The sequence below is a fragment of the Methanofollis formosanus genome, from assembly GCF_019633745.1.
GTDB classification, from domain to species: domain Archaea; phylum Halobacteriota; class Methanomicrobia; order Methanomicrobiales; family Methanofollaceae; genus Methanofollis; species Methanofollis formosanus.
Map to the genome: position 1 here is coordinate 609,229 of NZ_CP037968.1, position 24,446 is coordinate 633,674.

Genomic DNA, 24,446 nt, shown 5'->3' on the forward strand with positions numbered 1-24,446 from the left:
GATGGTGGATATCATCTATGAGAAAGACCTGCGCCCGATGAAGTACCATGTCCTCACCGGCCCCCGGCAGGACCGTGCCGTGCGGGCGATCGCGAAATGGTTCAACGTTCGTGTCCAGCCGATGCGCAAGTTCCTCATCGAGAGGCTGGACATGTCAGATATGGAGAATATGCCGGCCCGCTGGGAGGTCGCCGAGGCCGCGCCCGAGGCCGACCCCCTCGAGGCCGCGCTCGGGGCACGTCGGTTCACCCAGAACATCCCGCTCTTTACCGACGAGGAGATGGCCCGCGCCCTCGACGCGGCCCTGGCGGCGGGCAGCGAAGGCGGCGACACGGACGTGGCGGCAAAGGCCGGCAAAGACCTGCTCAAGGAAGTGATTGTAGGATGAGCGTCCTCCAGAAAATGAAAAACGCCGTGCGGTCCCGTTCGATCCACGTCTCGTACGTGGACACGGGCTCGTGCAATGGCTGCGATATCGAGGTGCTCGCATGCCTCTCCCCCCGCTACGACCTGGAGCAGTACGGGATCTATGTCCACAACAACCCCAGGGAGGCCGACGTCCTCCTGGTGATCGGGTGCTGCACCCCGCAGTGGGAGGACAAACTCAGGTCCATCTGGGAGAAGATCCCCGAGCCCAAGGTGGCGATCGCCATCGGCAACTGCCCGGTCTCGGGCTGCGTCTTCAACCGTGAAGGCGGGTACGTCAACCCGCCGGCAGAGAAACATATCCCGATCGCGGCGTCGGTCCCGGGATGCCCCCCCCGGCCGACCGAGATCATCAGAGCGATCCTTACGCTTGCGCCGCAGGTTTTCGAGGACTACGAGGAGAAGAAAGGATGAAAAAGACCGTCGATGTTGCGATGCCGATCGGCCCGGTCCACCCCTGCTGGAAGGAACCGGTCAGGATCAAGTGCGAGACCAAGGGCGAGAAGGTGCTCGCCGCCGAGGTCGAGATGGGCTATATGAAGAAGGGGATCGAGCGGATCATGCAGGGCCGCCCCTGGCAGGAAGTGATGTTCCTGGCCGAGCGGGTCTGCGGGATCTGTTCGATCGTCCACAACATGGTCTTCACCGAGACGATGGAGGAGATCTCAGGGATCGTCCCGCCCGAGCGGGCGGCGTTCCTTCGGGTCATCGCCAACGAACTCGACCGGATGCAGAGCCACCTCATCGCCAACTTCTCGTACTGCTACACCATCGAGCACGAGACCCTGGCGATGTACCTCCTCAACGAGCGGGAGACGGTGATGGACATGATCGAACTCCTCACCGGCAACCGCGTGAACGCCGCGTACATGATCCCGGGCGGGGTGCGCTACGACCTGCGCGAGGAGGACGCCGCGACCATGAGAGAACACCTCGACCGTCTCGAGAAGAATCTCAGACGCTACATAAAGATGTTCGAGGGCGGTCCGCTGATCGCCCTGCGGAGCCGCGGGATCGGGGTGCTCACCGAAGAAGAGGCCCTCGAAGCCCATGCCGTCGGCCCGACAGGGCGGGCAAGCGGGATCCCTGTGGACTGCCGGAGCAACCACCCGACCTACCGGAAACTCGGTTTCGAACCGGTGGTCAGGACCGAGGGGGACAACTATGCCAGGATCATGGTCAGGTTCGAGGAGTTCATGCAGAGCATCGGGCTGATCAGAAGGGCCCTGGCGATGATGCCCGAGGGCCCGGTCCGCGGCGGCGGAGAGTGCAAGGGCGGCGAGGCGCGCTACTCGGGCGAGGCCCCCCGAGGCGAACTCACGTACTTCATCAGGACCGACCGGTACGGCCGGGTGGAGGAGATCGCCATCCAGACGCCGTCCATTATGAACATCGATGCATGCGCCCACTATATGCTCACAGAGGTCACCTCGCTCGCCGACGTGACCTCGACGTTCATCAGTTCGGACCCGTGCATCGCCTGCAATGAGAGGTAGAGAGAGGATGAGTGCTTCGGTCATCTGGTATCTGAGAGAATTCCTGCGTGGCGAATGGGTGAAGAAGTTCTTCTTCGCCAGAACCGCCCCGCTCGTCGACCCCCCCTACTTCAGGGGCTACCCGGCCCTCACCGGCAAGGAATGCACCCACTGCCTCGCCTGCATGATGATCTGTCCGACGCCGGGCGCGATCGAGGTGGTCAAAGAGGGCGAAGGCTGGACCCCCAAGATCTACGAGGGGCACTGCATCAGGTGCGGCCTCTGCGTCGAGGCCTGCCCCGAAGACGTCCTGGACGCCGGGCGGGTGCTCGCCACCCAGCACCGCGACCACACCGAGATCTCGGTGAGGTACCAGGTGACGGTGAAACCCGAGGCCTGTGTGCGGTGCGGCAACTGCGTCGTCGCCTGTCCGGTGAACAAGGAGGTCGACCCCCAACTCGGGGCGACCGGGACCTCGGCCAACGACGAGGTGATCATGAAGATCCGCAACGGCAACCTCTGGGTGATCCATGACGAGAAGTGCACCGGGTGCAAGACCTGCGAGAGTGTCTGCCCGACCGACGCCATCGCGATCGCACGGGTCGCCGAAGGGACGCAGGAGGGACGGTCGTGAAGGCCCGCTTCAACACCGGACGGACCTCGGCGCAGGGGCAGGGGCTGGAGGCGAAGGCGCGGCCCGAATACATGGCGGCGACCTCGATCTGCATGATGAACCCCGTGGACCTGATGGACCTCGAACTGGAGGAAGGAGAGCGGGTGCTCGTCCGCGGGCCCGCGGGTGAGGTGGTCCTCACCGCGGTCCAGAACGAGGGCGTGCCGCAGGGGACGGTCTATGTCCCGATGGGCCCGTACGCCAACGCCGTCATCGACGCCGGCACCCACGCCACCGGCATGCCGGACTACAAGTCCTGCACCGTGGACCTGGAACCGACCGACGACGAGGTGAAAAGGCCGGCCGAACTGATGGAAGCGGTCGGCGGACTCGCCTACCTGGGGGACGAAGAATGATCCACGAAGATATGATCTGCCCGTTCTGCGGCTGTCTCTGCGACGACCTGGTCATCGAGACCGAGGGGAGCGAGGTGGTGCGGGTGGACAATGCCTGTACCCTCGGGAGCCACAAACTGATGAACGCCGGGAAACACCGGCTCAAGGCCCCGATCATGCGCGACGGCGGAGCGTGGCGGGACGCCAGTTATGAAGAGGCGATGGAGTACACCGCCGGGATCCTCCTGGACGCCGACCGGCCTCTGCTGTACGGCTGGTCCAGCACGCAGGGTGAGGCGCAGGGGGCCGGCGTCTCGATGGCCGAACTCCTCGGCGGGGTGATCGACTCGACCACCTCGGTCTGCCACGGCCCCTCCATCCTGGCCATTCAGGAGGTCGGCCATCCGGGCTGCACCCTGGGGCAGGTGAAGAACCGGGCCGACCTCATCGTCTACTGGGGATGCAACCCGACCGAGGCCCACCCAAGGCACATGAGCCGGTACACCACCTACGCCGACGGCTACTTCCTGGAGAACGCCTTCAGGGACCGGAAGCTCATCATCGTCGACGTCAGAAAGACCGAGACCGGGAGCATCGCCGACGAGTTCATGCAGGTGAAACCCGGCGGAGACTATGCGGTCCTCTCGGCGCTGCGGGCGATCGTGCGGGGACGCGAAGACGTCGTCCCGCCGACGGTGGCCGGGGTGACCAAGGAGCAACTTCTCAGGGTCGCCGCCCTCTGCAAGGAGGCAAAGTTCGGCGCCCTCTTCTTCGGGGTCGGGCTGACGATGTCGCCCGGCAAGTACAAGAATGTCAGGAACGCCATCGAACTGGTCGACGACCTGAACCGGTACACGAAGTGGACCCTCACGCCCCTGCGGGGCCACTACAATGTCTACGGTTCCAACGAAGTCTTCACCTGGATGACCGGGTACCCGTACGCCGTCGACTTCTCCAGGCAGATCGCCTTCTACAATCCCGGCGAGACGACGGCGGTGGACATCCTGGCGCGGCAGGAATGCGACGCCGCGCTCATCGTGGCAAGCGATCCCGGCGCCCACTTCCCCAAGAAATGCCTGGAACACCTGGCCTCGATCCCTTCGGTGCTCATCGACCCGATGCACACCATGACCACCCCGCTCGTCAGGTGCCAGATCCCGGTGGCCGTCACCGGGATGGACGCCTCGGGCACGGCCTACCGGATGGACGGGGTGCCGATCCATGTGAAGAAGTTCCTGGACCTGGGCTACCCGACCGACACCGAGATCATCACGAAAATCTTCGAGAAGGTCACGGAGGTGAGACATCCATGAGCGAGTTACTCGTCAAAAACGCCTATGTCATCGACCCCATCAACCGTATCGACGGGGAAGTGATGGACATCGCCGTCAGGGACGGTCGTATCGTCGAGGACGTCGGCCCAAAGGCCGAGGTGATCGACGCCGAGGGTTGCCTCACCCTGCCAGGCGGGGTCGACTCCCACACCCATGTCTGCGGGACCAAGGTGAACTTCGGGCGGTACATGAGCCCCGAGGACATGCGGGCCGGGAGAGAGGTGCGCCGCGGCGTCAAGCACGCCACCTCGGGCTACTCGGTCCCGACGACGTACGCCAACTCGTACCGCTACGCCCTCATGGGCTACACCACCCTCCTCGAAGGGGCGATGGCGCCGCTCGAGGCCCGCCACACCCACGAGGAGTTCTCGGCCACGCCCCTCCAGGACATGATGGCCAACACGCTCTTCGACGGCAACTGGGGAGTGATGAAGGCGGTGAGCGAGGGCGACATCGAGCGCGTGGCCGCGATCGTCGGGTGGACGCTCTCGGCGGTGAAGGGCTTCGGGATCAAACTGACCAACCCGGGCGGGACCGAGGCCTGGGGGTACGGCAAAGACCTCAGGTGCATCAAGGACGAGGTCCCGCACTTCGGGGTGACGCCGGCCGAGATCATCGAGGCGATGATCCGGGCCTGCGAGATGCTCAGGCTCCCGCACTCGGTCCACCTCCACTGCAACAACCTGGGCACGCCCGGCAACTATTCCTGCACGGTCGGGACCTTCAACCTGGTCCCAGACCTCAACGAGAAACGGCAGAGCCTGTACGCGACGCACGTCCAGTTCCACAGCTACGGCGGGTCTGACTGGAAGACCTTCTGCTCGAAGGCCGAACCGGTGGCGTACACCGTGAACAACCGCCCCCAGATCGTCATCGACATGGGGCAGGTGATGTTCGGCAAGACCACCACCATGACCGCGGACGGCCCGATGGAGTTCAACCTCTACCGCCTCCACCACAACAAGTGGTCCAACCACGACGTGGAACTGGAGACCGGGTCGGGGATCATCCCGGTGCTGTACAGGAAGAAGAACCTGGTCAACTCGATCATGTGGGCGATCGGGCTTGAACTGGGACTGCTCGTGAAGGACCCCTGGCGGTGTCTGCTCACGACCGACAACCCCAACGGGGCGCCCTTCGTGAAGTACCCCGAGATCATCGCCCTTCTGATGAGCAAGAAGTACCGGGACGCCGAGTTCGCGACGGTGCACCGCAGGACCGAGTCCAGGGTCGACCTCCCCGCCCTCGACCGCGAACTCGACTGGAACGAGATCGCGGTGATGACGCGGGCCGGGCAGGCAAAGGCCCTCGGGATCGTCGATATCGGGAAGGGCCACCTGGGCATCGGGGCAGAGGCCGACATCGCCGTCTACCCGCTGAAGGTCGGCGAGATCGACCCGGCGCAGGAGTACCAGAAGGTCATCGACGGGTTTGCCAGGGCGAAGTGGACCGTCAAGCGGGGCCGCCCGGTGGCGCGGGACGGCGAGATCCTGGTCCACGGCGAGAACACGACCATCTGGGTCGACCCGAAGATCAGTCCTGAGCGCGATATGAGCCGCGACCCCGAGTTCACCGAGATGTTCAACCACTGGTACTCGGTGCGGATGAGCAACTACCCGGTCCAGGACGAGTATCTCAAACGGCATCTGCGGATGGAGACGGAGGCGGCGATATGATGCGGGTCGTGCTGACGATGAAGAAGCGCACGAACCCGCACATCCCCATCGAGGCAGAGACGATCAACCCGGCCTTCCTGCGGTGGGGGTCTGACGACCTCACGGTCTGGGAGGGGAACAAAGAGCGCCGCCTCGACGAGGTCTTTGAGATCGAGGTGGAGGGCACGGCCTCATCGGTCAACGAGGTCGAGGTGGTGCTCCGCGGCGACACCTCCAGGGTGAAGCGGGTCGGCGAGTACATGGACGGCGGCCGGATCGTCATCGAGGGCGATATCGGGATGCACTGCGCCAACTTCATGGCCGCAGGCACCATCGAGGTGATGGGCAATGCCGGCGGGTGGTTTGCCCGCGAACTGCGGGGCGGCACGGTCGTCTGCCACGGCGACGCGGGTCATTACTGCGCCGCAGGCTACCGGGGCGAGAAGAAGGGGATGAAAGGCGGGAAGGTGGAGGTCTTCGGGAACGCCGGGGACTTCACGGCCGAACATCTCTTCGGCGGCGAGGTGATCGTCCACGGGAACTGCGGCGATATGCCCGGCGTCGAAATGCAGGGCGGGACGCTCACCATCCACGGCGACTGTTCGCGGCCCTGCGGGAACATGACCGACGGGAGGTGCGTGGTGCTGGGATGCGCGTCGGGGATGCTCCCGACGTTCGAGAAGCAGGGCGAGGCAGAAGGACCAGACGGTCTCCCGCTCACCCGCTTCACCGGCGACGTGGCCAACCGCGGAAAAGGAAATCTTTTGGTCAGGCGCTATCAATATCTGGAATGATGATACGGCATGAATGCGGATATGAGGCGCCGGTCTTCTGCCGGCGCTGCGGCCGCCCCCTCGAATACGCCGAACGCCGCGGGATCTATTGTCCGAACTGCGGCCGTCAGGTGACGATGATCTGCCCGAAATGTGGGAAACGCTGGTGAAGAGGGCTTCATAAAATTCGGCATGAACCTTCTTTTTCAAGCATACGCGATGAACATTTTCTGAGCAGCACCTCAGCGTGTGGGCGGATCCCTCTCCTTCTGACAGGGCATCTTGAAGATCTGGTCTCATCGCCGCCCCGCCTATCCTCGCCCGCGGGGAGTCCGGGGGGTGCAACCCCCCGCGCGAGACGGTGGTGGAGATTCTGCAATAAGGGCGGCACATCCGATCATCACACCTTCCCAAACCGCGGTGCCGCGGGCGCTGCACCCGACGAGAGGGTGGGGGAAGGCGATCTCGAGACACCTACCGGCCATTCCTCTGCCTCCCTCACTTCAATCGCCATGTCAGGAGTCAGGGGGCGGCGGCCCAGGTGCGAGTGACGGAGGAAGGCAGACCGATCAGGCATGCCGCCCACTGAGAGAATAAAGAATAGTTCCTTGGGCTTTGTAGAATCAAGCATGAACCCCCTGCTCAAGCGTCCGGGATGAGAATATCTCGTTGCTTGATCGCTCTTTTTCAAGAGCGAAGAATCGGTGGGGATCGTGTTCCATCGCCGCCCCCACCTCTCTTCGTCGTGGGGGGTCCGGGGGGCAACGCCCCCCGGTGCGAAATGGCAGGGGAATCTTGACGATTAGGGGCGGCCGATCCATCAGAAGAATTTTCTATCCTCTGCGTATCGGCTTCAACGTGATATGGAGAGTTTAAACTCTCATGCAAACCTGAAGAGATGATCGTCAGGATCATTTTCATGGTAAATCATCGTGATGGTTCTCTTCGACGGGGGGCTTGCCGCCCCCCGAACCCCCCGCGCGAAGATAGGCGGTGGACTGCAACCCCCTTTCATGGCCATTTCTCCGCCTTCCGCCCCAATCTTCATCCAGGGGGTCCGGGGGCAAAGCCCCTTGGCTTGAGCAGGAGGGAAGGCGATGGATTCAGTTCACAGGGGGGTTGAGGTGATGAAAAGAGGATGTTTTCTACATAGCCGTTCCTTGCTCTCTCCTGCCAGGAGGAGACCCCCCACCCCCCACGACGAAGATAGCCGAGGGGCGGCAACAATCTCTCAAACGACGATGTGCTTCAAGAAACGTCTTCCACTCACCGATCAAGGCCAGAGAGGTTCTGGGATGCCCTCTATGAAAGAGCCCTTCATGCAGTGTGCCTGAGGCATGGTCCCACCTCATGCTTGATTCTACAGAGCCGTGAAAAGGCACTTCTATTCGATCCGGCTTCGAACCCAGCGGGAATATTCCAAACGGAGCCTATTTTTCTCCGAATCGTCCAGATCGTCTCTGCCGGTATCGTCCAGAAATTCCTGGAGCTGGCAGACAACCTTTTCCGCGTCCTGATGGTCGAGGGCTTCGAGATAGACGGGGGCGCGCATGACGTCTATCACCTCCCCACAGACATGGCAGAGCTTCCAGTGCTGGTAGGGGTCGACATAGGTGAAGGTGAGGCACCCCGGACAGCGGATGACGCGGTACATCATCCCGAGATGCGTGCTGCGCGGTGAAAAAGATTCCTCTCTGCACCGGTAAAAAGAAGAAGGGGCGTGCAGTGCCCCGGTCACCAGCGCCGGCCGCGTCCTCCGCCAAAGCCGCGGCCCCTGCCGCAACCCCGCGGAAGTCCGCCGCGCCCGAGGCCGTAGACGACGCCCTGCTGCGGCGGTGCCGGTGCTGCTTTTTCGTCGGTCTCTGCGATGGGTGCGGGAGCGACCGGCCTGCACCGGCCGCGTCCCCATCCGGTCAGTGGCCCCCTCCCCTGGGGACCGGTACCGTCCATACCTGGCATACTGATCACATCCGCGGGCATGCACCCGCAATTATTACTCATATGCGCATTATTAGATAAAGGGTCGCGATCAGGCAACCGGTGCCGCGACAGAAGAAAAAAGATCTGGCCGGGGTTCTGTAGGGTCGGCTCTGTAGAAAACATCCGCGTTTCATCACCTCAACCCCCCTGTGACCTTCATCCATCGCCTTCCCTCCTGTTCATGCCGGGGGCTCCGCCCCCGGACCCCCGGCGCGATTCATGCAGGAAGGCGTGATGATCAGACTGGCCGCCCCCCGTGCAGGATCTTCACCGCCATCTCGCGCCGGGGGGCGAATGCCCCCCAGACCCCAGGTGGGGGCGGCACGATGCTCGATTTCTGTTCGTTCATCGGTCCCAAGGATGCACAGCCGTGGCCGGCCCTCTCACCAGTGCCAGTGCCAGCGTCCTTCCTGCTTTCCGGTCTCGGTCCTGACAATAATTTCCATCGTGGCCGGGACCGCAGGCCCTCCGGCCGCCTCACCAGTGGTTGTCTTCACGCGGGGCCCGAACTTCCGCTGGGCAAGTTCCTCTTTTCCGAGTTTTCCGATGCTGTACCATGTCATCTCGACACCTCCACAGACGGCCGTCCAGGGCCGCCCGCACACCCCCCCATCTCGGCCCAGCTATATCAAACCCATGGGGGCGGACGCGGTACGTCACTCCGGTTTGGTACGGTGAGACTCTTCTGGTCCCACGCCCTCCCACCACTCGCACCGGGGGCGCTGCCCCCTAGACCCCCGGGATGAAGACGGAGGCGGGAAGGCAGAGAATGAGATCCTGAAGGAAGAGCATGCCGCCCCCACCCATCCTCGCTCTGTGGGGGTCCTTGGGTGACCCCCGGCGAGAATAACGATCCATAGCCTGTATCAACAGCATGTTTTTGTGGTATGTTGTGTTCGAGGATTCTGCCGGCAGAATTGATAATTGACAGCGGATACGGTGATCCGAGGGCGGCGTCTCCGGTTCATACGCCTCACAGAGAGTGCCACCTGACTCTGGTCATATTTAAGATTGTAGGGATCTAACATGAACCATCGAGGGAAGGCCCAGATCATGCTGATAAAATTTGATATCTATCATGACGGCGACTGGTGGTGTGCCCGTGGTATGGGAGTGGATATCTTCACCCAGGGAAAAACGCTTGACGAACTCATGAAGAATATCAACGATGCAGTGGAACTCCACTTTGAGGAGAACATAGAAGCCGGCGAGGAGATCACGGTTGTCTCCCTGACAGAATTCCAGGTCGGTTCAGTTGCCAAAATCTCCGGTTGTTAGCGGCTTTCGTCTGGTGAAAGTGCTCAAATCTCTTGGATATACTGTCCTGCGGCAGCGCGGCAGCCACGTTCAGATGGGCAAGAACACGGCCGCCGGCGAACACCGGATCACGATCCCCCTGCACGAGGAGATCGCGAAAGGCACCCTGAACGATATCGTTACCAGGGTGCCGGATTGGAACTGCATCACAAAAGAAGACCTTTTTGATATGCTGCGATGAGCAGTGTCGTCTGCAATCCTCCGGGTTTCGAAGAACGCTGTGAACGAGATGGTCGAATGTTCGGTTCTGTTGAATCGGGCATGAGCCCCTGGCTCAAGCATACGGGATGAACATTCTTGTGGCGCCCCGGGGTGAGGATGGATCGATCCTTGATCCTTTTTCTTGCGTTCGATGAGCGAACAGAAATCGAGCATTGTGCCGCCCCCACCTCTCTTCGTTGTGGGGGGTCCGGGGGTGAAACCCCCGGCGCGAGATTACGGTGAAAGTTCTCAATAGGGGCGGCACATCTGATCGACGTGCCTTCCCCCAGCCTCCCGGCAGAGAGACCCGTCCAGAAAATTTCTCCAGCGTCACCCGAACCCCGACCGATGGCTATTAGTCTGGAGGAGACTGATAGAGATATTCTATGCATATCGAGGTAATCCCGGTCGAAGGCCTCCCACTCATCCATCAGGGGGATGACCTCGCAGAGATGATCTGCCGGCTGGTCGCCTTCGAGGACGGCGACATCCTCTGCCTCGCCTCCTCGGTCTACTCCAAGGCACACGGCCACACCAGACTGCTCGACGAGATCGTTCCCTCGGTCGACGCGGAGCGTATCGCGCTAAAAACCCATGAAGACCCCAGGTTCGTCCAGGCCGTCCTCGACGACACCACCGACGTCATCCTGGAAGAGCCCTTCATCCTCTCAGAGACCGTCACCGGCCATGTAGGGGTGCGGGCCGGGCTCGACCACTCCAATGTCGAGGACGGCATGGTCGTCCGTCTCCCCCCCGACCCGATGAATGCCGCGGCCGGACTGCGGGACGCACTCGGTGCAGTCTCCGGCAAAGACGTCAGGGTGATCATCACCGACACCTGCGGCCGCTCTTTCAGGCGGGGCCAGGCGGGCGTCGCCATCGGGTGGAGCGGGATGACGGCGATCCGCGACTTCCGCGGCGACCACGACCTCTTCGGCCACACCCTCGAGATCACCGAGGAAGCGGTGGTCGACGAGGTCGCCGGTTTCTCGAACTTCGTGATGGGCGAGAGCAACAACGGTATCCCGGCCGTGGTCTTCAGGAACTGCCCGCAGTGGGCCGGACACGACGACCTCCACTTCAGGAGAGACGAAGACATCATCAGAGAGGCGCTCAGCAAGAACTGAATCTCCTTTTTTGCTCGGGTGAGGGGAGCAAGAACGTTCGGCTTTGTAGAATTTTGCATGAACCCCCAGGCTCAAGCATACGCGATGAACATTTCTCGTCGCTTGATCGCTCTCTTTTCAAGACAGGAGAACTGATGGAGACCTCACCCCATCGCCGCCCCCACCTATCTTTGGTCCGTGGGGGGTCCGGGGGGTTTCCCCCCGGCGCGAAACGGTCGTGAAGATTCTACGATGGGGGCGGCCGTTCTGATCATCATGCCTTCCTCCACCCTCGCGCCGGGGGCGCTGCCCCCGGACCCCCGGGATGGCGATAGGGACGGGAAGGCATCCTCCCTGGAAAGAAGCGTTTCAGTTCAAGGGAGTGTTCAAGCCTCAGAGAGTTTTGGGATATGCTCAAGATGAAAATATCATCTCAGAACTGGATCGATTCTTGACCCTCATCCTTGTGTTCGAGGAGTGAAGCGAAGTTGAGCATCATGCCGCCCCCTGGCTATCTTCGTCGTGGGGGGTCCGGGGGGCAAAGCCCCCCGGCGCGAGATGGCGAGAAAGATCCTGTGATGAGGGCGGCACGCCTGATCGTCATGCCTTCCCAACCATCGGTGCCGGGGGCTCCGCCCCCGGACCCCCGGGATGAAGATTGGGGGGGGAAGGCGGAGAGAGGACCACGGAGAGGGGGTTGCCGTCCACCGCCCATCTTTGGGCGAGGGGTCCGGGGGGTCTCCCCCCGACATGAGAGAGCAAGGAACCATTCTTTATTCTCTCGATGGGCGGCACGTCTGGTCTTCACGCCCCCTCACCCCAATCCCCATCACGGGACACGCACGCCCCGCCACAAAACCGCGGCCCGGAGTTCGATCTCCACCCCTCAGGAAAGATGCAGGGCCGGCACCCGGCCAGACAAAAAAAAATATCAGTAGAAGAAGTCCAGCAGGAGAATAAAGACGCCCACCGCCGCAGCGACAGCGATCACGTACATCGGGTTGATATGGAACGCCCGCCGGCTCTCGCTGTCATAATAGTTTACAAGACCCGCAGACGACACCAGCCGTCCGCCACTTTTCTTCGCCATGATGAAAGGTTCTCATTCAATATATATAAAATCGGTGTCAATGGATGGGTATGCCCGAACAGGTGTATCAGGGCACCGTTCTCGTCGGGGAGTACCTCGAGGCGGTGACCGGTACGGTCGTCGTCGAAGGGGGCATCGTCACCGCGATCGAAGAAGGCCCGGTCCCCACCGGCCACTGGATCGCGCCGGCCTTCTTCAATGCCCACACCCACCTCGGCGACACCGTCGCGATGGACTGCGCCACCTGCGGCGACCTCTCCGACCTGGTCAAGCCCCCGCACGGGCTCAAACACCGGATCCTCAGGGCGACCCCGCGGGACCGGCTCGTCGCCGGTATGCAGGCCAGCCTCGACGCGATGGCGGCCACCGGCACGGCAGGGTTCGCCGACTTCAGGGAAGGCGGACCCGAAGGAGTGCTCGCCCTCAGGGAAGCGCTCGAAGGATCGCCCCTCCACTCGCTCATCCTCGGGCGGGACGGCGGCGAAGGCCCCGGCGACGGCGTCGGGATCAGCAGCGTCAGAGACGTCGCCGACGCCGAGGAGCAGGTCACCAGAGCGCGGGCCGCCGGCAAGGCCGTCGCCTTCCATGCCGGGGAGAAGAACCCGGACGACATCGACGGCGCCCTCGCCTACGACCCCGACCTCCTGGTCCACTGCACCCACGCCACCGACCGGCACCTGCGGGCCATCGCCGACGCCGGCATCCCCATCGCCGTCTGCATCCGCTCCAACTGGGTCCTGGGCGTGACCCGCGGCGCCGACCACCCGCCGGTGAAAAAGATGCTTGAGGCCGGGTGCACGCCCCTCCTCGGCACCGACAACGTCATGTTCGTCCAGCCCGACATATTGCGCGAGATGGCCTTTGTCGAGACCGTCACCAGACTCCCGCCTGCCGAGGTCTTGCGCGCCGCGGTCCGGGGTGCAGGCCTCGCGGGCAGGACGTACTTCATCGAAGAGGGAGAAAAAGCAAATTTCATCGTTATTGACGCTCTGAGATCAAATCTCAGGTTCAGCTCGGACCCGGTCGCCTCGATCGTCAGGCGGGCGGACCGGGGTGACCTCCTCGAAACCGTTATAAACCCATAAACTGAGTGATCTTGCAAATTCTGATTTTAGGAGGTGCAGCTATGTTCCACACAATTGTCGTCGCTGTCGACGGTTCAGAGATTAGCATGAAGGCCCTCGAGACCGCCATGCATGAAGCGGAGGTCTGGGACGCGGACCTCCATCTGGTCTACGTCGTCGAGACCAGCATGTTCTCCTCTATCCCTATGGACAATACCTGGGAGATCATCTACTCTCTCCTGGAGACCGAAGGGAAAGAAGTCTTTGAAAAAGCCAGAGCGCGCGCCGAACAGGAGGAACTCTCCATCGAGACCCACCTGAGAGACGGCCACGCCGGAAACGAGATCCTCACCCTGGCCGACGAGGTCGGGGCCGATCTGATCATCATCGGTTCTCGCGGCAAGAGCAACATCGACCGCCTTCTCCTCGGCAGTGTCTCCGAGCACGTGGTCAGAAACAGCAGCTGCACGACCATGGTGGTGAGATAATTCCTTCAATAGCAGATGACATGTACGTCAGAGATTATATGACAAAAGACGTTGTCTCGGTTGAAATCCCCAGCAACCGTGACGACATCCTCAAGATCCTCAAGCGGACCGGGATCAGCGGCGTCCCGGTTACCGAGAAGGGAAAAGTCGTCGGCGTGGTGACCAGAAAAGATCTCCTCCGCAAGTCGGAGGAGACCCAGGTCGCCCTCCTGATGACTCCCAACCCGGTGATGATCTCCGTCGATGCCACGCTGACCGAAGCGGCCACCGTGATGACCAGATACCGGTTCCGCAGACTGCCGGTCATCGACGAGAACGAGTGCCTTGTCGGACTCATCTCGGCCGCAGACCTTGTGGCGGCGATCGCTCAACTCAGGATCAAGGACGAGATCTCAGAGTGCTACACCAGCAGCACCTTTGCCCTCTGGGAAGAGACACCGCTCCCGCTCGTTGGACGGATCATGGAGATCTCCGACGTCGAGGCCGTGCCGATCATGGACGACAAGGGCCGGGTCTCAGGGATCATCGCTGAACGCGACCTGATCCGCAGTTCTCACATCGAGGACTCGGTCGAGGTCTCCGACTTCTCGAATGGGACCGACGACGACGAATGGACCTGGGAGAGTATCAGGGACATGCACGTGATCAGCTACGGCGTCTCCAAGGTGAGGCTCCCCGACAAACCGGTGAGTGCATCGATGATCACAAACGTCATCACCGTCCCGAAAAATGCCGGTGTGAGCGAGTGCGCCCTCCTGATGAAGCGCTCGCGCCTCGACCAGTTGCCGGTGGTCAACGGCGACAAAAAACTCATTGCCATGCTCTTTGACCGGGAGCTTATCAAGGTGCTTTGTGCCGGGGCCGGAGAGGCCCCGGATCAATAACCTTTAAATTTCTTGGTATCACTTATAACTGATAACGCTTTTCCAACTTTTAGCGTGTAGTTTTTGGGGGTATTCGAATGCCTGAAATTCATCAGGAAATACTCAAAGGGACCACAACTGTGGGTTTAGTCTTTGATGGGGGCATCGTCCTCGCCACCGAACGGCGTGCGACGATGGGCAATCTCATCGCAAGCAAGAAGGCAAAGAAGGTCTACCAGATCGCAGACCGAATAGGAATGACCACGGCCGGCGGCGTCGGCGACGCTCAGTCGCTCGCCAGGCTGATGCAGGTGGAGTGCAACCTCTACAAGGTCCGCCACGGCAAGACCATCTCGGTCGGGGCCGCTGCAACACTCCTCTCCAACTATCTCCAGCAGAACCGGTATTACCCCTACTATGTCCAGCTCCTGGTCGGCGGCGTCGACCGGAAGGGCGCGAGCGTCTACTCGGTCGACGCCATGGGCGGGGCCTCGCTGGAAGACGAGATCGTCGCCACCGGGTCGGGTTCGCCGATGGCCTACGGTGTCCTCGAAGACCGGTACCACCCTGACCTGAAGGAGGCCGAAGCGGCCGAACTCGCCACCCGGGCACTCAAAGCCGCGATGCGTCGTGACTCGGCGTCAGGCGAGGATATCAGCGTCGTCGTCATTACCGGGGAGAAATACGAGGAGAAAACCGTCGAGGTCACGAAGAAAAAATACCCTGAACTGACCCCATAATTCTTTTTTCAGGACGATAGTAATGCTCATAGAGGACAGACTCAAAGAACTCAGGGACAAGATCAACGCCAAGGTTCCGGCCGGGATAACCATCTCCCAGGTCGAGTTTGAAGGCCCTGAGCTGGTCATCTACACCGACGAACCCAAGAAGTTCGCCGACCAGGAAGACCTGATCAAGGTGCTTGCCAGGGACCTGCGTAAGCGTATCGTTGTTCGACCCACCATCCTCGAAGATCCGGAGACCGCCGTCACCAAGATCAACGCGGTCGTCCCTGAGAACGCAGGCATATCAGACATTTTTTTCGACCCTGATACCGGCGAGGTGCTTATCGAGGCCGAGAAGCCGGGCGTCGTCATCGGCAAGAACGGGGCGACCCTGCGTGAGATCACCAAGAATACCTGCTGGACGCCCAAGGTGGTGCGGACCCCGCCGATCGAGAGTTCGACGGTCAAGCAGGTGCGGCAATACCTCCGCTCCATCAAAGACGAGCGCAAGGCATTCTTGCGCACCATCGGTCGGCGGATCCACCGGGACGTCATCGCCAAGGACCACTGGGTGAGGGTCACGACCCTGGGGTGCTGCAGAGAGGTCGGACGCGCGGCGTTCCTTCTCACCACCCCGGAGAGCAAGATCCTCATCGACTGCGGAGAAAAGCCGGGGAGCGCCACGAGCACGCCGTACCTGTACGTGCCCGAGATCTCCCCGCTCTCGTCGGTCGATGCGGTGGTGCTCACCCACGCCCACCTGGACCACTGTGCCCTGGTCCCGCTCCTCTTCAAGTACGGCTACGACGGGCCTGTCTACTCGACGCCGCCGACGCGTGACCTCGCGGCCCTTCTCCAGCTCGATTACCTGGACGTGGTCAAGAAGGACGCCGGCAGGCAGCCCTATACCTCCAACGAGGTGAAGGAATACCTCAAGCACTCGATCACCCTCAACTACGGGTCGGTCACCGATATCGCGCCCGACATCAAACTCACGTTCCACAATGCCGGGCACATCCTTGGGTCGGCCGTCGCACATTTCCATGTCGGTGACGGGCTCTACAACATCGCTTTCACCGGCGACTTCAACTACCAGAAGACCCGCCTCTTCTCCCCGGCGGTCTCGAGTTTCCCCCGCCTCGAGGCCGTGTTCATGGAGAGCACCTACGGCGGGTCGAGGGACCTGCAGCCGCCGCGCGAGGAGGCCGAGAACAAACTCTACGAGGTCGTGAACCGGACGATCGAACGGGAAGGCAAGGTCATCATCCCTGCCTTCGCGGTCGGACGGTCGCAGGAGGTCATGCTCGCCCTCGAAGAGGGTATGAGGAAGGAGAAGATCCCGAAGGTCAAGGTCTACCTGGACGGGATGATCAAGGAAGCGACGGCCATCCACACCACCTACCCGGAGTATCTCAACACCGACCTGCGCAACCAGATCTTCAGGGACGGGCTCAACCCCTTCCTGGCCGAGTGCTTTGTCCAGGTCGACTCTTCCGAGCTGCGGGAGAAGGTCATCGGCGGCGAACCGTGCGTCATCGTCACCACGAGCGGCATGCTCAGCGGCGGGCCGGTCATGGAGTATCTCTACGCCCTGGCCCCGGACGAGAGGAACACGCTCATCTTCGTCGGTTACCAGGCCGACGGAACCTTCGGGCGCAGGCTGCAGAAGGGCTGGCGCGAGATCCCGATGGGCAACCGCGAGACGCTGGTCGTCAAACTGGATATCGAGACGGTCGACGGGTTCTCGGGCCACTCAGACCGCAAGCAGTTGATGAACTTCGTCCATCACCTCCAGCCGCGGCCCGAGAAGATCTTCACCATCCACGGCGACGAGGGGAGCACCATCGACCTGGCCAGTTCGATCTACAAGCGGTACCGGATCGAGACGCGCTCGCCGATGAACCTCGAGACCTATCGCATGGTATAGATGAGACAGCGCCTCACCCTTTTGCTCGGCGTCTTCGCCGTGATGGCGCTGTCCAATGCAGTCGTCCCGGTTCTGCCGGCCCTCGCGGAGGGCGCGGCGTTCCAGGGCGCGATTTTTTCCGCCTATTTCTTCGGGGCGGCCCTGACGGTCTTTCCGGCGGGGCTTCTTTCCGACCGGATCGGGCGGGTGCCCCTGGTCAGGGCCGCACTCCTGCTCACCCTGGCGAGCGGGGCGTTGATCCTGATGGTCCCCGACCCCTTCGTTCTTCTGGCGGCGCGGGCCCTGGAGGGGGTCGGGGCCGGGCTCTTCGTGCCGGCGGCGATGGCCTGGATCAATCTCCAGCCAGACCACCGGCGGATGAGCGGCAATTTCATCGCCGCCCTGAACGTGGGCCTGGTCTCCGGCCTGGTCGTGGCCGGGTGGCTAAATGGAGTGCTGGGGGCGGTCGGGGGGATCATGGCCTTCACGGTCGTCACCCTCCTCCCGCTCTCCCTGAGCCTGCTGATGAAGGACGTGGCGGTCGGCCCGGTGCCGGGCAGCGGTGCCGACCTGCTTGCCATCGGGAAGGACTATTTCTGGATGTACATCGCGACGATCATCCTGATCGGGGCGACCGGCGTGGTGACGGCACTGTATCCTGAGTACACCGGTGAAGAGGCGGCGGCCCTGGGCCTGCTGATCGGGGCGATGAATGTGGCCACCATCTTTTCGTCTCTGGCGGCGTCACGGGTGTCTCTGCGGCCGATCCCGACGATCCGTGCGTCGGCGGCACTGATGGGGGCGGCGGTCGTGCTCCTGTACTTCACGCCGGTGGCCTTCGTGCTCATCGGCGCACTGGCCGGGGTGGTGATCATCGCCCAGGTCAATTACCTGGCGGCCAACCCGACTCACCAGGGGGCGGTGATGGGGCTCTTCAACACCGCGACCTATGCGGGGATGACGCTTCTGCCCTTCGTGGCCGGGATCGTCGCCGAGTTCCGGGGGTTTGCAGCGGCGTTTCTGATGACCGCCATCCTTTCGGCCCTGATGGCCGCCACCATCGGGCGGTGCCGGTGCCGGGTGCCGGAATAATGGCCCTGTAGAATCAGGCATGAGCCGTGCTTTCCCCTCATGCCGAATTCAACAGAGCCCAAATTTCGGCTTTGTAGAATTCATCATGAGGCGAGATCACGCCTCAAGCATACGAAAATATCATCTCAGAACTGGATCGATTCTTGACTCTCATCCTTGCGTTCGAGGAGTAAATCGAAGTCGAGCATCGTGCCGCCCCTCGGCTATCTTCGTCGTGGGGGGTTCGGAGGGCGGCCAGCCCCCCGGCGAAGAGAACCATCACGATGATTTACCATGAAAATGATCCTGACGATGAACCCGAGAGGTCTGCATGGGGATTTCTTCTCACCGGAATCCCTCACAACTGATATACGAAGTACAGAATCTCCCTCAGAATGATCGGCCGCCCTTCAATCGCAGAATCTTTTCCGGTATTTCGCGAGAAGATAGGGCGGGGGCGGCAATGAAGTGACGGTCCCATCTGGTGTCCTGCTCTGAAGAAGGAACACGGATCCAAACACCCTGGAAAACCACGATCATTTTCATCCCGTATGCTTGAGCCCCAAGGTCATGCCCGATTCTACAGAGCCGAGGATTGAAGTGTCCTGCAAATGGGAACGTCGTAGCGATCTTTGACGGCAGCCAGGAGAACAGATGGTTTATGAATGGCAGGATCCGGGGTGTTCTACCCCTCCTTATGAGAGAGGGGGGCGACAGCCCCACACTCCAGAACCTACATAATACCAGCATGGGAAATGTACTAGAGAGATCAATACCCCCATCAGAAGGTTTCGAGATGAACTCGGAGAGAATACCATGACACAGAATGATGCATTTGAGAATCTGGACGGCGAAAGCGTCCGGGAGAAGTTTGCCGCCCTGGGGATCGCCCCGGGCGAGCGGATCGACATCCTCGAAATCCAGCGGCTCAGCCAGGACTACGGCTTCAGGGCGGTTCTCTATTTCGAGGAGGAGATGGGGAGGATCGGCGACCTTGCGGCCGATGAGAAGGCGTACAAAAATGTACCCGAGACCGAACGGCCGTTCATCTCGGTGGACGGGTTCCTGAAATTCGCGAGGGAGTTCGATCCCTACTCCTTCGAACTGCGGCTCAAGGATCTCCCGATCATCATCGAGGTCGCGGCCGTCGGCGAGATCGAGGGCGAGCCCTACATGACCGGGCTGATGCCGTTCCTCGACGACCTCGAGGACTTCGAGGAACCCGAGGTCGTCGAGTAAGTCAGGCGCCGGCCCGGTCTTCCATGGCGGCGAGGGCCTTCCTCGCGGCGGCCCGCCTGGCGTCGGCCTTGCTCCGGCCCAGGCCCCTGGCCGAGAGGATGCCGGGGACAGTGACCGCACAGGCGAAGGTCGGGGCATGGTCCGGGCCTTCGCGCCCGAGGATGTGGTACTCCGGCATCTCGCAGCACTCCTGCTGGAGATGTTCCTGGAGTCTGCCGATGACGTTGCCGCCGGGGTCGAAGTGGAGGACGTCATCGGCGATGAGCCCGAGGACGATCTCGCGCGTCCGGTCGAGGCCGAGGTGGAGATAGAGGGCGCAGATGAAGGCCTCGAAGACGTCGGCGATGATCGAGCGGGTGAGGGGCTGGCCTGCGCCGAGGAGGATGTGCTGTTCGAGCCCGATCCCGGTCGCGGGGACGATCGTCCCGAGGTGCTCGTTCTTGGTCGCTTCCATCCGTTTGGAGAGCGCCCCTTCAGAGCAGTCGAAGTGGCTGAAGAGGTATTCGGCCACGATAAAGTTGAGGACGCGGTCGCCGAGGAACTCGATCCGCTCGTAGTCGGGGCGGGGCAGGAGAGGACCGAGGGGATGTTCGTAGGCGTAGGACCGGTGCGTCATGGCCTGGTCGAAGCGTGCGATGGCCTCGTCGTCGAGGTCGGTGACGCCGATCCCGGGCTGTGCAAGAAATTCTGTGAGTTCTATTTTTCTGGTCCATTCCATCGGAAAACCACCGTCAGGTGAGGTCGGTCTGGCCGCCGGCCTGGGAAAAGGCTATTGTGCAGGAAAATATAGGAGTGACGCATTATGAAGATGCTCATCGGCGGAGAATGGAAGGCGGCAGCGAGCGGCAGGGAGATGGAGGTGGTCAACCCGGCGACCTGGGAGACGGTCGGGACGGTCCCCTCGGGCGGGCACGAGGATGCCGGTGCGGCGGTGGACGCCGCGGGCGAGGCGTTCGCGCCGTGGGCCGACCTCCCGCCGGTCGAGCGGGGGAAGGTCCTTTTCAGGACGGCGGTGCTGGTGCGCGAGGAGACGGAGCGCCTGGCGGCCACCCTTGTTGCAGAGCAGGGTAAACCCCTACGGGAGGCGACCGACGAGGTGCGGGGTTTCGCGCATGTCCTGGAGTACTACGCGGGACTTTCGTCGTCGCTGTACGGCGAGAGCATCAACACGAAGGCCTACGGCCGGATCATTGTCGAGCGGCGTCCCCTGGGAGTCTGTGCCGGGATCATCCCCTGGAATATGCCGGTGATGATCGCGGGCTGGAAGATCGGGCCGGCCCTGACTGCCGGGAACACCATGGTCCTCAAACCGGCGAGCACCACGCCGCTGACGACCCTGGCCATCGGCGACCTCTTCTTGAAGGCAGGGTTGCCGGCCGGGGTGCTCAATATCGTCACTGGCCCTGGCGAGACGCTGGGCGAGGCCCTGGTCACGCATCCAGTGGTCAGGAAGGTCTCGTTCACCGGCGAGATCGGGACCGGGCGGCACGTGGCCGAGACGGCGGCCCAGACGATGAAGCATGTGACCCTGGAACTCGGCGGGAGCGATCCGATGATCGTCTGCGACGACGCCGACCTCGCGGTCGCCGCGGCCGGGGCGGCGGGCGGGCGGTTCTACAACTGCGGGCAGACCTGCACGGCGGTGAAGCGGGTGTATGTCTTCTCGGATGTCGCCGACCGGTTCAGGGAACTGCTCGTCGAGAAGACGCGGGCGATCACCGTCGGAGACGGCATGGAGAAGGGGGTGCGGATGGGCCCGCTGAACAACGCGGCCGGGCTCGAGCGGATCGAGACGGTGGTCGAGGACGTGCGGGACGAGGCGGAGGTCCTCGTCGGCGGGAAGAGGCCGGAGGGGAAGGGGTTCTTCTATGAGCCGACGCTGATCACCGGCCTTCCCGTCGACGCCCCCTCCCTCCGCGAGGAGGTCTTCGGCCCGGTGCTCCCGGTCGTGGAGGTCGAAGACCTCGACGAGGCGGTGGCGGCGGCGAACGGAACCCGCTACGGTCTCGGGGCATCGATCTGGACGAAAGATCTCGGGCGGGCCGAACGCGGCTGCCGTGACCTGGAGGCCGGCATCGTCTGGGTGAACCAGCACCTCAAGGCACCGCCGGAGACGCCGTTTGGCGGGGTGAAGTGGAGCGGCACCGGACGGGAGAACGGACCGCACGCGCTTGAGCGCTATACCGAGGAGAAGGCGCTGTTGATCCGGTCGTGAGGGGGGAGGCGTGCCCCCAGTCGCAACGTGCCCCGCCGATCGATCCTGCAAAATAAGGTAAGGTATTCAGATCAGACCGGGACAGATCTCCTGCGCTCTGTTCTGAACTCCCGCAACCATAAAATAGTACACTTCAGAGTATAATACTTATGAGTGTCTTCCTCGACCGGGAGCGGGAACTCTCCCAGCTCCATGAGCGATACCAGAGCGACGGTGCGGAGTTCATGGTGCTCTACGGCAGGCGGCGGGTCGGAAAAAGCGAACTCATCGATCAGTTCCTCCGTACCTCCAGAGGAATCCACCTGATCGCCAGGGAGGAATCAAAACAACTGCAACTCAGAAAATTTTCTGCAGACCTGAGTGCCTACTTCCAGGATCCCTTCCTTCAAAAAAACGGTTTTTCCGACTGGGACAGTTTTTTCGAGTATCTCATCCAGCACGCAGATCCCCGTGTCGTGGTCGCCATCGACGAATTCCCTTATCTGATCAAGGAAGACCCCTCGCTTCCCTCGGTGCTACAGGAATACTGGGATACGCACCTGAAAAATACCTCGATTTTTCTCATCCTCTCAGGGTCGAGCATATCGATGATGGAGTCTGCGACCATGGACTATAAAAGTCCCCTTTTTGGCAGGAGAACCGGGCAGATCCTCCTGCACCCTCTCAGGTTCATCCATGTGCTCGATTACCTTGGGGACATGAAGAAGGCGGTCGAGTTCTACGCGGTCTTTGGAGGGACGCCGGCATACCTCATGGCTGCCGATCCGGAAGAGAACATCCTGAAAAATATCGAAGAGAAGGTGATGAGGGAAGATTCGTTTCTCTTCAGGGATGTGGATTTCGTCCTCAGGACCGAACTTGTCGAGCCAAGGTATTACTTCTCTATCCTCTACTCTCTCGCACAGGGGAACAACAGGATAGGCCTCATCTGCAACGATACCGGGCTTTCCAAGAGTGTCGTCAACAAGTACCTCTCGATCCTTATCGATCTGAAACTGGTGCACCGACGCATCCCTGTGACCGAAGGGCAGAAGAGCAGAAAAGGTCTCTACTTCCTCTCAGACAACCTTTTTGACTTCTGGTTTTCGTTCGTCAATCCCTACCTCGATACGCTTGAGCGCGGCAACGCACCACTGATCGTGGACCGATACGTGCGGCCGCACTTTGCGCGGTACGTCGGCAAGCACTTCGAGGGCATGGTGACGGACCTCTTCGACTCCTTCAATCGGCACGGCCTCCTGCCGTTCGTCTTCACCAGAATCGGGAGTTGGTGGCACCGGGGAGAGGAGATCGATATCGTCTGCCTCGCCGAGGACGAACACCGGATCCTCTTCTGCGAGTGTAAGTGGCAGGACGGGGTCGATGCCACCGAGGTCATCGCCGGGCTACGGCGGAAAGCACCTCTGGTTTCATGGCATAACGACCGGCGGAAGGAGTGTTTCTGCGTCGTTGCGCGGTCGTTCTCGCGCAGGGCCGACGGCGAGGATATCTGTCTCGACCTCGATGATTGTACGGCACTTGTGGAGAAAGTGCGGACAGGGAAGGAATGAGTGGCATGCCTCATCTATCCCGGGAGTGCTGTACCCCAGGTTATGGGAGATCCGGGATCAAATCTTCACCTCTGCATCCCGCCTGATGATGGATCTCATCCTCTGTGTTCTGGCGGACAAATTGTAAATTCCATTTTCAATTTGTCCACATATGCCTGCCTCGAGCCCCCGCATGACTGATACGCAGAGGACAGCACCAACCTCCAGACGATCAGCCCCCGGTGCGATCGATGTGGGAAGGCATGAGATCAGAGTTTCTGAAACAGAGGGCATGATGATCAGACGTGCCGCCCTCAATTGCAGAATCTTCCCCGCCGTCTCGCGCCGGGGGGAAACCCCCCCGACCCCCCTCGACGAAGATAGCCAGGGGGAGGCATGATGCTCGACTTCGATGCACTCCTCGAACGCAAAGATGAGGATCAAGAATCGATCCAGTTCTGGTATGATATTTTCATCCGGTATGCTTGAAGCGTGCTTTCGCTTCATGCCTAATTCTGCAGAGCAATAAAAAAGGGAGGGACTTTCAGTCCCTGAAGAGCACGTGGGTGGTCATCGAGCTGGCGCCGAAGAACTGCTTGCAGAACTCTCCCATCTTCTTGGGGCCGTATTCCTTGCAGGAGAAGATGTCGAGGTAGGCGGCGTTGGTCTCGTTCGCGAAGTGGCCGGAGACAAGGGAGGTCTCGATGAGCTGGGTCATCGAGTAACCGGCGACCTTCTCGTTCGGGCCGAAGTGGACGACGGTCGGCTCGCCGAAACGCTTCATGTCGATGAGGTCGCAGAGCTCAACGATAAACCGTCTGATCGCGTCGGCGTCTCTGATCGTCTCAGGGTCGCAGTCCTTGAGGTCGACACTGGTGTACAGCCCCCAGGAGCCCCGCTCTCTGAACTGCTCGATGATTTCGTCGTCAGAGAGGGCGTCCCAGGTTGTCATTGCACGGTTCAGGCCAAGCATGTCGGGCT

28 protein-coding genes are annotated in these 24,446 nt (G+C 61.6%); 21 read left to right on the forward strand and 7 right to left on the reverse strand.

Annotation, left to right across the window (positions count from 1 at the left end):
- The first annotated feature begins 1 nt into the window (after position 1).
- The 9 genes from E2N92_RS02700 to E2N92_RS02740 are packed head-to-tail and all read left to right on the forward strand — an operon-like array spanning position 2 to position 6,841.
- Positions 2-388, forward strand: coding sequence for a DUF1959 domain-containing protein (locus E2N92_RS02700; protein ID WP_220682165.1), 387 nt, complete (start codon positions 2-4; stop codon positions 386-388).
- On the forward strand, positions 385-840 hold the full coding sequence (locus E2N92_RS02705) for an NADH-quinone oxidoreductase subunit B family protein (protein ID WP_220682166.1): 456 nt from the start codon (positions 385-387) through the stop codon (positions 838-840). The genes E2N92_RS02700 and E2N92_RS02705 overlap by 4 nt, the downstream gene beginning before the upstream one ends.
- Positions 837-1,922 (forward strand): hydrogenase large subunit, encoded by a 1,086-nt coding sequence (locus E2N92_RS02710; protein WP_220682167.1) that lies wholly within the window; start codon positions 837-839, stop codon positions 1,920-1,922. Before E2N92_RS02705 ends, E2N92_RS02710 begins: the two co-directional genes overlap by 4 nt.
- Positions 1,923-1,929: 7 nt before the next feature.
- Positions 1,930-2,535 (forward strand): 4Fe-4S binding protein, encoded by a 606-nt coding sequence (locus E2N92_RS02715; RefSeq protein WP_220682168.1) that lies wholly within the window; start codon positions 1,930-1,932, stop codon positions 2,533-2,535.
- A complete protein-coding gene (locus E2N92_RS02720; RefSeq protein WP_220682169.1) occupies positions 2,532-2,930 on the forward strand; it encodes a molybdopterin dinucleotide binding domain-containing protein in 399 nt (132 codons plus the stop codon). Before E2N92_RS02715 ends, E2N92_RS02720 begins: the two co-directional genes overlap by 4 nt.
- Positions 2,927-4,222: a formylmethanofuran dehydrogenase subunit B gene (locus E2N92_RS02725; RefSeq protein WP_220682170.1), complete on the forward strand. Its 1,296-nt coding sequence runs from the start codon at positions 2,927-2,929 to the stop codon at positions 4,220-4,222. Before E2N92_RS02720 ends, E2N92_RS02725 begins: the two co-directional genes overlap by 4 nt.
- On the forward strand, positions 4,219-5,919 hold the full coding sequence (locus E2N92_RS02730; protein WP_220682171.1) for a formylmethanofuran dehydrogenase subunit A: 1,701 nt from the start codon (positions 4,219-4,221) through the stop codon (positions 5,917-5,919). The genes E2N92_RS02725 and E2N92_RS02730 overlap by 4 nt, the downstream gene beginning before the upstream one ends.
- Positions 5,919-6,692: a formylmethanofuran dehydrogenase subunit C gene (locus E2N92_RS02735; RefSeq protein WP_220682172.1), complete on the forward strand. Its 774-nt coding sequence runs from the start codon at positions 5,919-5,921 to the stop codon at positions 6,690-6,692. Before E2N92_RS02730 ends, E2N92_RS02735 begins: the two co-directional genes overlap by 1 nt.
- The gene (locus E2N92_RS02740) at positions 6,692-6,841 is read left to right on the forward strand and encodes a DNA helicase PriA (protein WP_220682173.1); all 150 of its coding nucleotides are present in this window, start codon (positions 6,692-6,694) and stop codon (positions 6,839-6,841) included. The genes E2N92_RS02735 and E2N92_RS02740 overlap by 1 nt, the downstream gene beginning before the upstream one ends.
- A 1,214-nt stretch (positions 6,842-8,055) precedes the next feature.
- Here E2N92_RS02740 and E2N92_RS02745 read toward each other — a convergent pair.
- The 3 genes from E2N92_RS02745 to E2N92_RS02755 form a co-directional block, all read right to left on the reverse strand.
- Positions 8,056-8,325, reverse strand: a complete 270-nt coding sequence (locus tag E2N92_RS02745) for a DUF1922 domain-containing protein (protein WP_220682174.1) — start codon at positions 8,323-8,325, stop codon at positions 8,056-8,058.
- Between the two features lie 80 nt (positions 8,326-8,405).
- Positions 8,406-8,630 (reverse strand): DUF5320 domain-containing protein, encoded by a 225-nt coding sequence (locus tag E2N92_RS02750; RefSeq protein WP_220682175.1) that lies wholly within the window; start codon positions 8,628-8,630, stop codon positions 8,406-8,408.
- 404 nt (positions 8,631-9,034) lie between these two features.
- Positions 9,035-9,214 (reverse strand): hypothetical protein, encoded by a 180-nt coding sequence (locus E2N92_RS02755; RefSeq protein ID WP_220682176.1) that lies wholly within the window; start codon positions 9,212-9,214, stop codon positions 9,035-9,037.
- Positions 9,215-9,758: 544 nt separating this feature from the next.
- On the opposite strand from E2N92_RS02755, the gene E2N92_RS02760 reads away from it, so the two are divergent.
- From E2N92_RS02760 to E2N92_RS02770, 3 genes are all read left to right on the forward strand, one after another.
- The gene (locus E2N92_RS02760; protein ID WP_246589289.1) at positions 9,759-9,929 is read left to right on the forward strand and encodes a type II toxin-antitoxin system HicB family antitoxin; all 171 of its coding nucleotides are present in this window, start codon (positions 9,759-9,761) and stop codon (positions 9,927-9,929) included.
- A 13-nt stretch (positions 9,930-9,942) separates the two neighbouring features.
- Positions 9,943-10,149, forward strand: coding sequence for a type II toxin-antitoxin system HicA family toxin (locus E2N92_RS02765; protein WP_246589291.1), 207 nt, complete (start codon positions 9,943-9,945; stop codon positions 10,147-10,149).
- A gap of 406 nt (positions 10,150-10,555) precedes the next feature.
- Positions 10,556-11,296 (forward strand): coenzyme F420-0:L-glutamate ligase, encoded by a 741-nt coding sequence (locus tag E2N92_RS02770; protein ID WP_220682179.1) that lies wholly within the window; start codon positions 10,556-10,558, stop codon positions 11,294-11,296.
- A 910-nt stretch (positions 11,297-12,206) separates the two neighbouring features.
- Here E2N92_RS02770 and E2N92_RS02775 read toward each other — a convergent pair.
- Positions 12,207-12,365 (reverse strand): preprotein translocase subunit Sec61beta, encoded by a 159-nt coding sequence (locus E2N92_RS02775; RefSeq protein ID WP_220682180.1) that lies wholly within the window; start codon positions 12,363-12,365, stop codon positions 12,207-12,209.
- Positions 12,366-12,415: 50 nt separating this feature from the next.
- Here E2N92_RS02775 and E2N92_RS02780 point away from each other — a divergent pair, with 50 nt between their 5' ends.
- The 7 genes from E2N92_RS02780 (at position 12,416) to E2N92_RS02810 (ending at position 19,721) form a co-directional block, all read left to right on the forward strand.
- Positions 12,416-13,450 carry an amidohydrolase family protein gene (locus tag E2N92_RS02780; protein ID WP_220682181.1) on the forward strand — a complete coding sequence of 345 codons (1,035 nt, stop codon included), beginning with the start codon at positions 12,416-12,418 and terminating at the stop codon, positions 13,448-13,450.
- 41 nt (positions 13,451-13,491) lie between these two features.
- Positions 13,492-13,917 (forward strand): universal stress protein, encoded by a 426-nt coding sequence (locus E2N92_RS02785; RefSeq protein ID WP_220682182.1) that lies wholly within the window; start codon positions 13,492-13,494, stop codon positions 13,915-13,917.
- Between the two features lie 20 nt (positions 13,918-13,937).
- A complete protein-coding gene (locus E2N92_RS02790) occupies positions 13,938-14,801 on the forward strand; it encodes a CBS domain-containing protein (protein WP_220682183.1) in 864 nt (287 codons plus the stop codon).
- Positions 14,802-14,878: 77 nt separating this feature from the next.
- Complete coding sequence (psmB, locus tag E2N92_RS02795; RefSeq protein WP_220682184.1) at positions 14,879-15,520, forward strand: archaeal proteasome endopeptidase complex subunit beta; 642 nt, start codon at positions 14,879-14,881, stop codon at positions 15,518-15,520.
- A gap of 22 nt (positions 15,521-15,542) precedes the next feature.
- The gene (locus E2N92_RS02800) at positions 15,543-17,432 is read left to right on the forward strand and encodes a beta-CASP ribonuclease aCPSF1 (RefSeq protein ID WP_220682185.1); all 1,890 of its coding nucleotides are present in this window, start codon (positions 15,543-15,545) and stop codon (positions 17,430-17,432) included.
- Positions 17,433-18,503, forward strand: coding sequence for an MFS transporter (locus tag E2N92_RS02805; RefSeq protein ID WP_220682186.1), 1,071 nt, complete (start codon positions 17,433-17,435; stop codon positions 18,501-18,503).
- Positions 18,504-19,298: 795 nt separating this feature from the next.
- Positions 19,299-19,721, forward strand: a complete 423-nt coding sequence (locus tag E2N92_RS02810; RefSeq protein WP_220682187.1) for a hypothetical protein — start codon at positions 19,299-19,301, stop codon at positions 19,719-19,721.
- A gap of 1 nt (position 19,722) precedes the next feature.
- Here the strand turns inward: E2N92_RS02810 and E2N92_RS02815 are convergent, their stop codons facing one another.
- Positions 19,723-20,439 carry a ribonuclease III family protein gene (locus tag E2N92_RS02815; protein WP_220682188.1) on the reverse strand — a complete coding sequence of 239 codons (717 nt, stop codon included), beginning with the start codon at positions 20,437-20,439 and terminating at the stop codon, positions 19,723-19,725.
- 84 nt (positions 20,440-20,523) lie between these two features.
- Here E2N92_RS02815 and E2N92_RS02820 point away from each other — a divergent pair, with 84 nt between their 5' ends.
- Both E2N92_RS02820 and E2N92_RS02825 read left to right on the forward strand, forming a co-directional pair.
- Positions 20,524-21,936, forward strand: coding sequence for an aldehyde dehydrogenase family protein (locus E2N92_RS02820; RefSeq protein ID WP_220682189.1), 1,413 nt, complete (start codon positions 20,524-20,526; stop codon positions 21,934-21,936).
- Between the two features lie 149 nt (positions 21,937-22,085).
- Positions 22,086-23,486, forward strand: coding sequence for an ATP-binding protein (locus E2N92_RS02825; RefSeq protein WP_220682190.1), 1,401 nt, complete (start codon positions 22,086-22,088; stop codon positions 23,484-23,486).
- A gap of 57 nt (positions 23,487-23,543) precedes the next feature.
- On the opposite strand, the gene E2N92_RS02830 is transcribed toward E2N92_RS02825, so the two are convergent.
- The gene (locus E2N92_RS02830) at positions 23,544-23,972 is read right to left on the reverse strand and encodes a hypothetical protein (protein WP_220682191.1); all 429 of its coding nucleotides are present in this window, start codon (positions 23,970-23,972) and stop codon (positions 23,544-23,546) included.
- Between the two features lie 37 nt (positions 23,973-24,009).
- Positions 24,010-24,417, reverse strand: coding sequence for an S-adenosylmethionine decarboxylase (gene speD, locus E2N92_RS02835; RefSeq protein ID WP_425515762.1), 408 nt, complete (start codon positions 24,415-24,417; stop codon positions 24,010-24,012).
- Between the last annotated feature and the right edge of the window lie 29 nt (positions 24,418-24,446).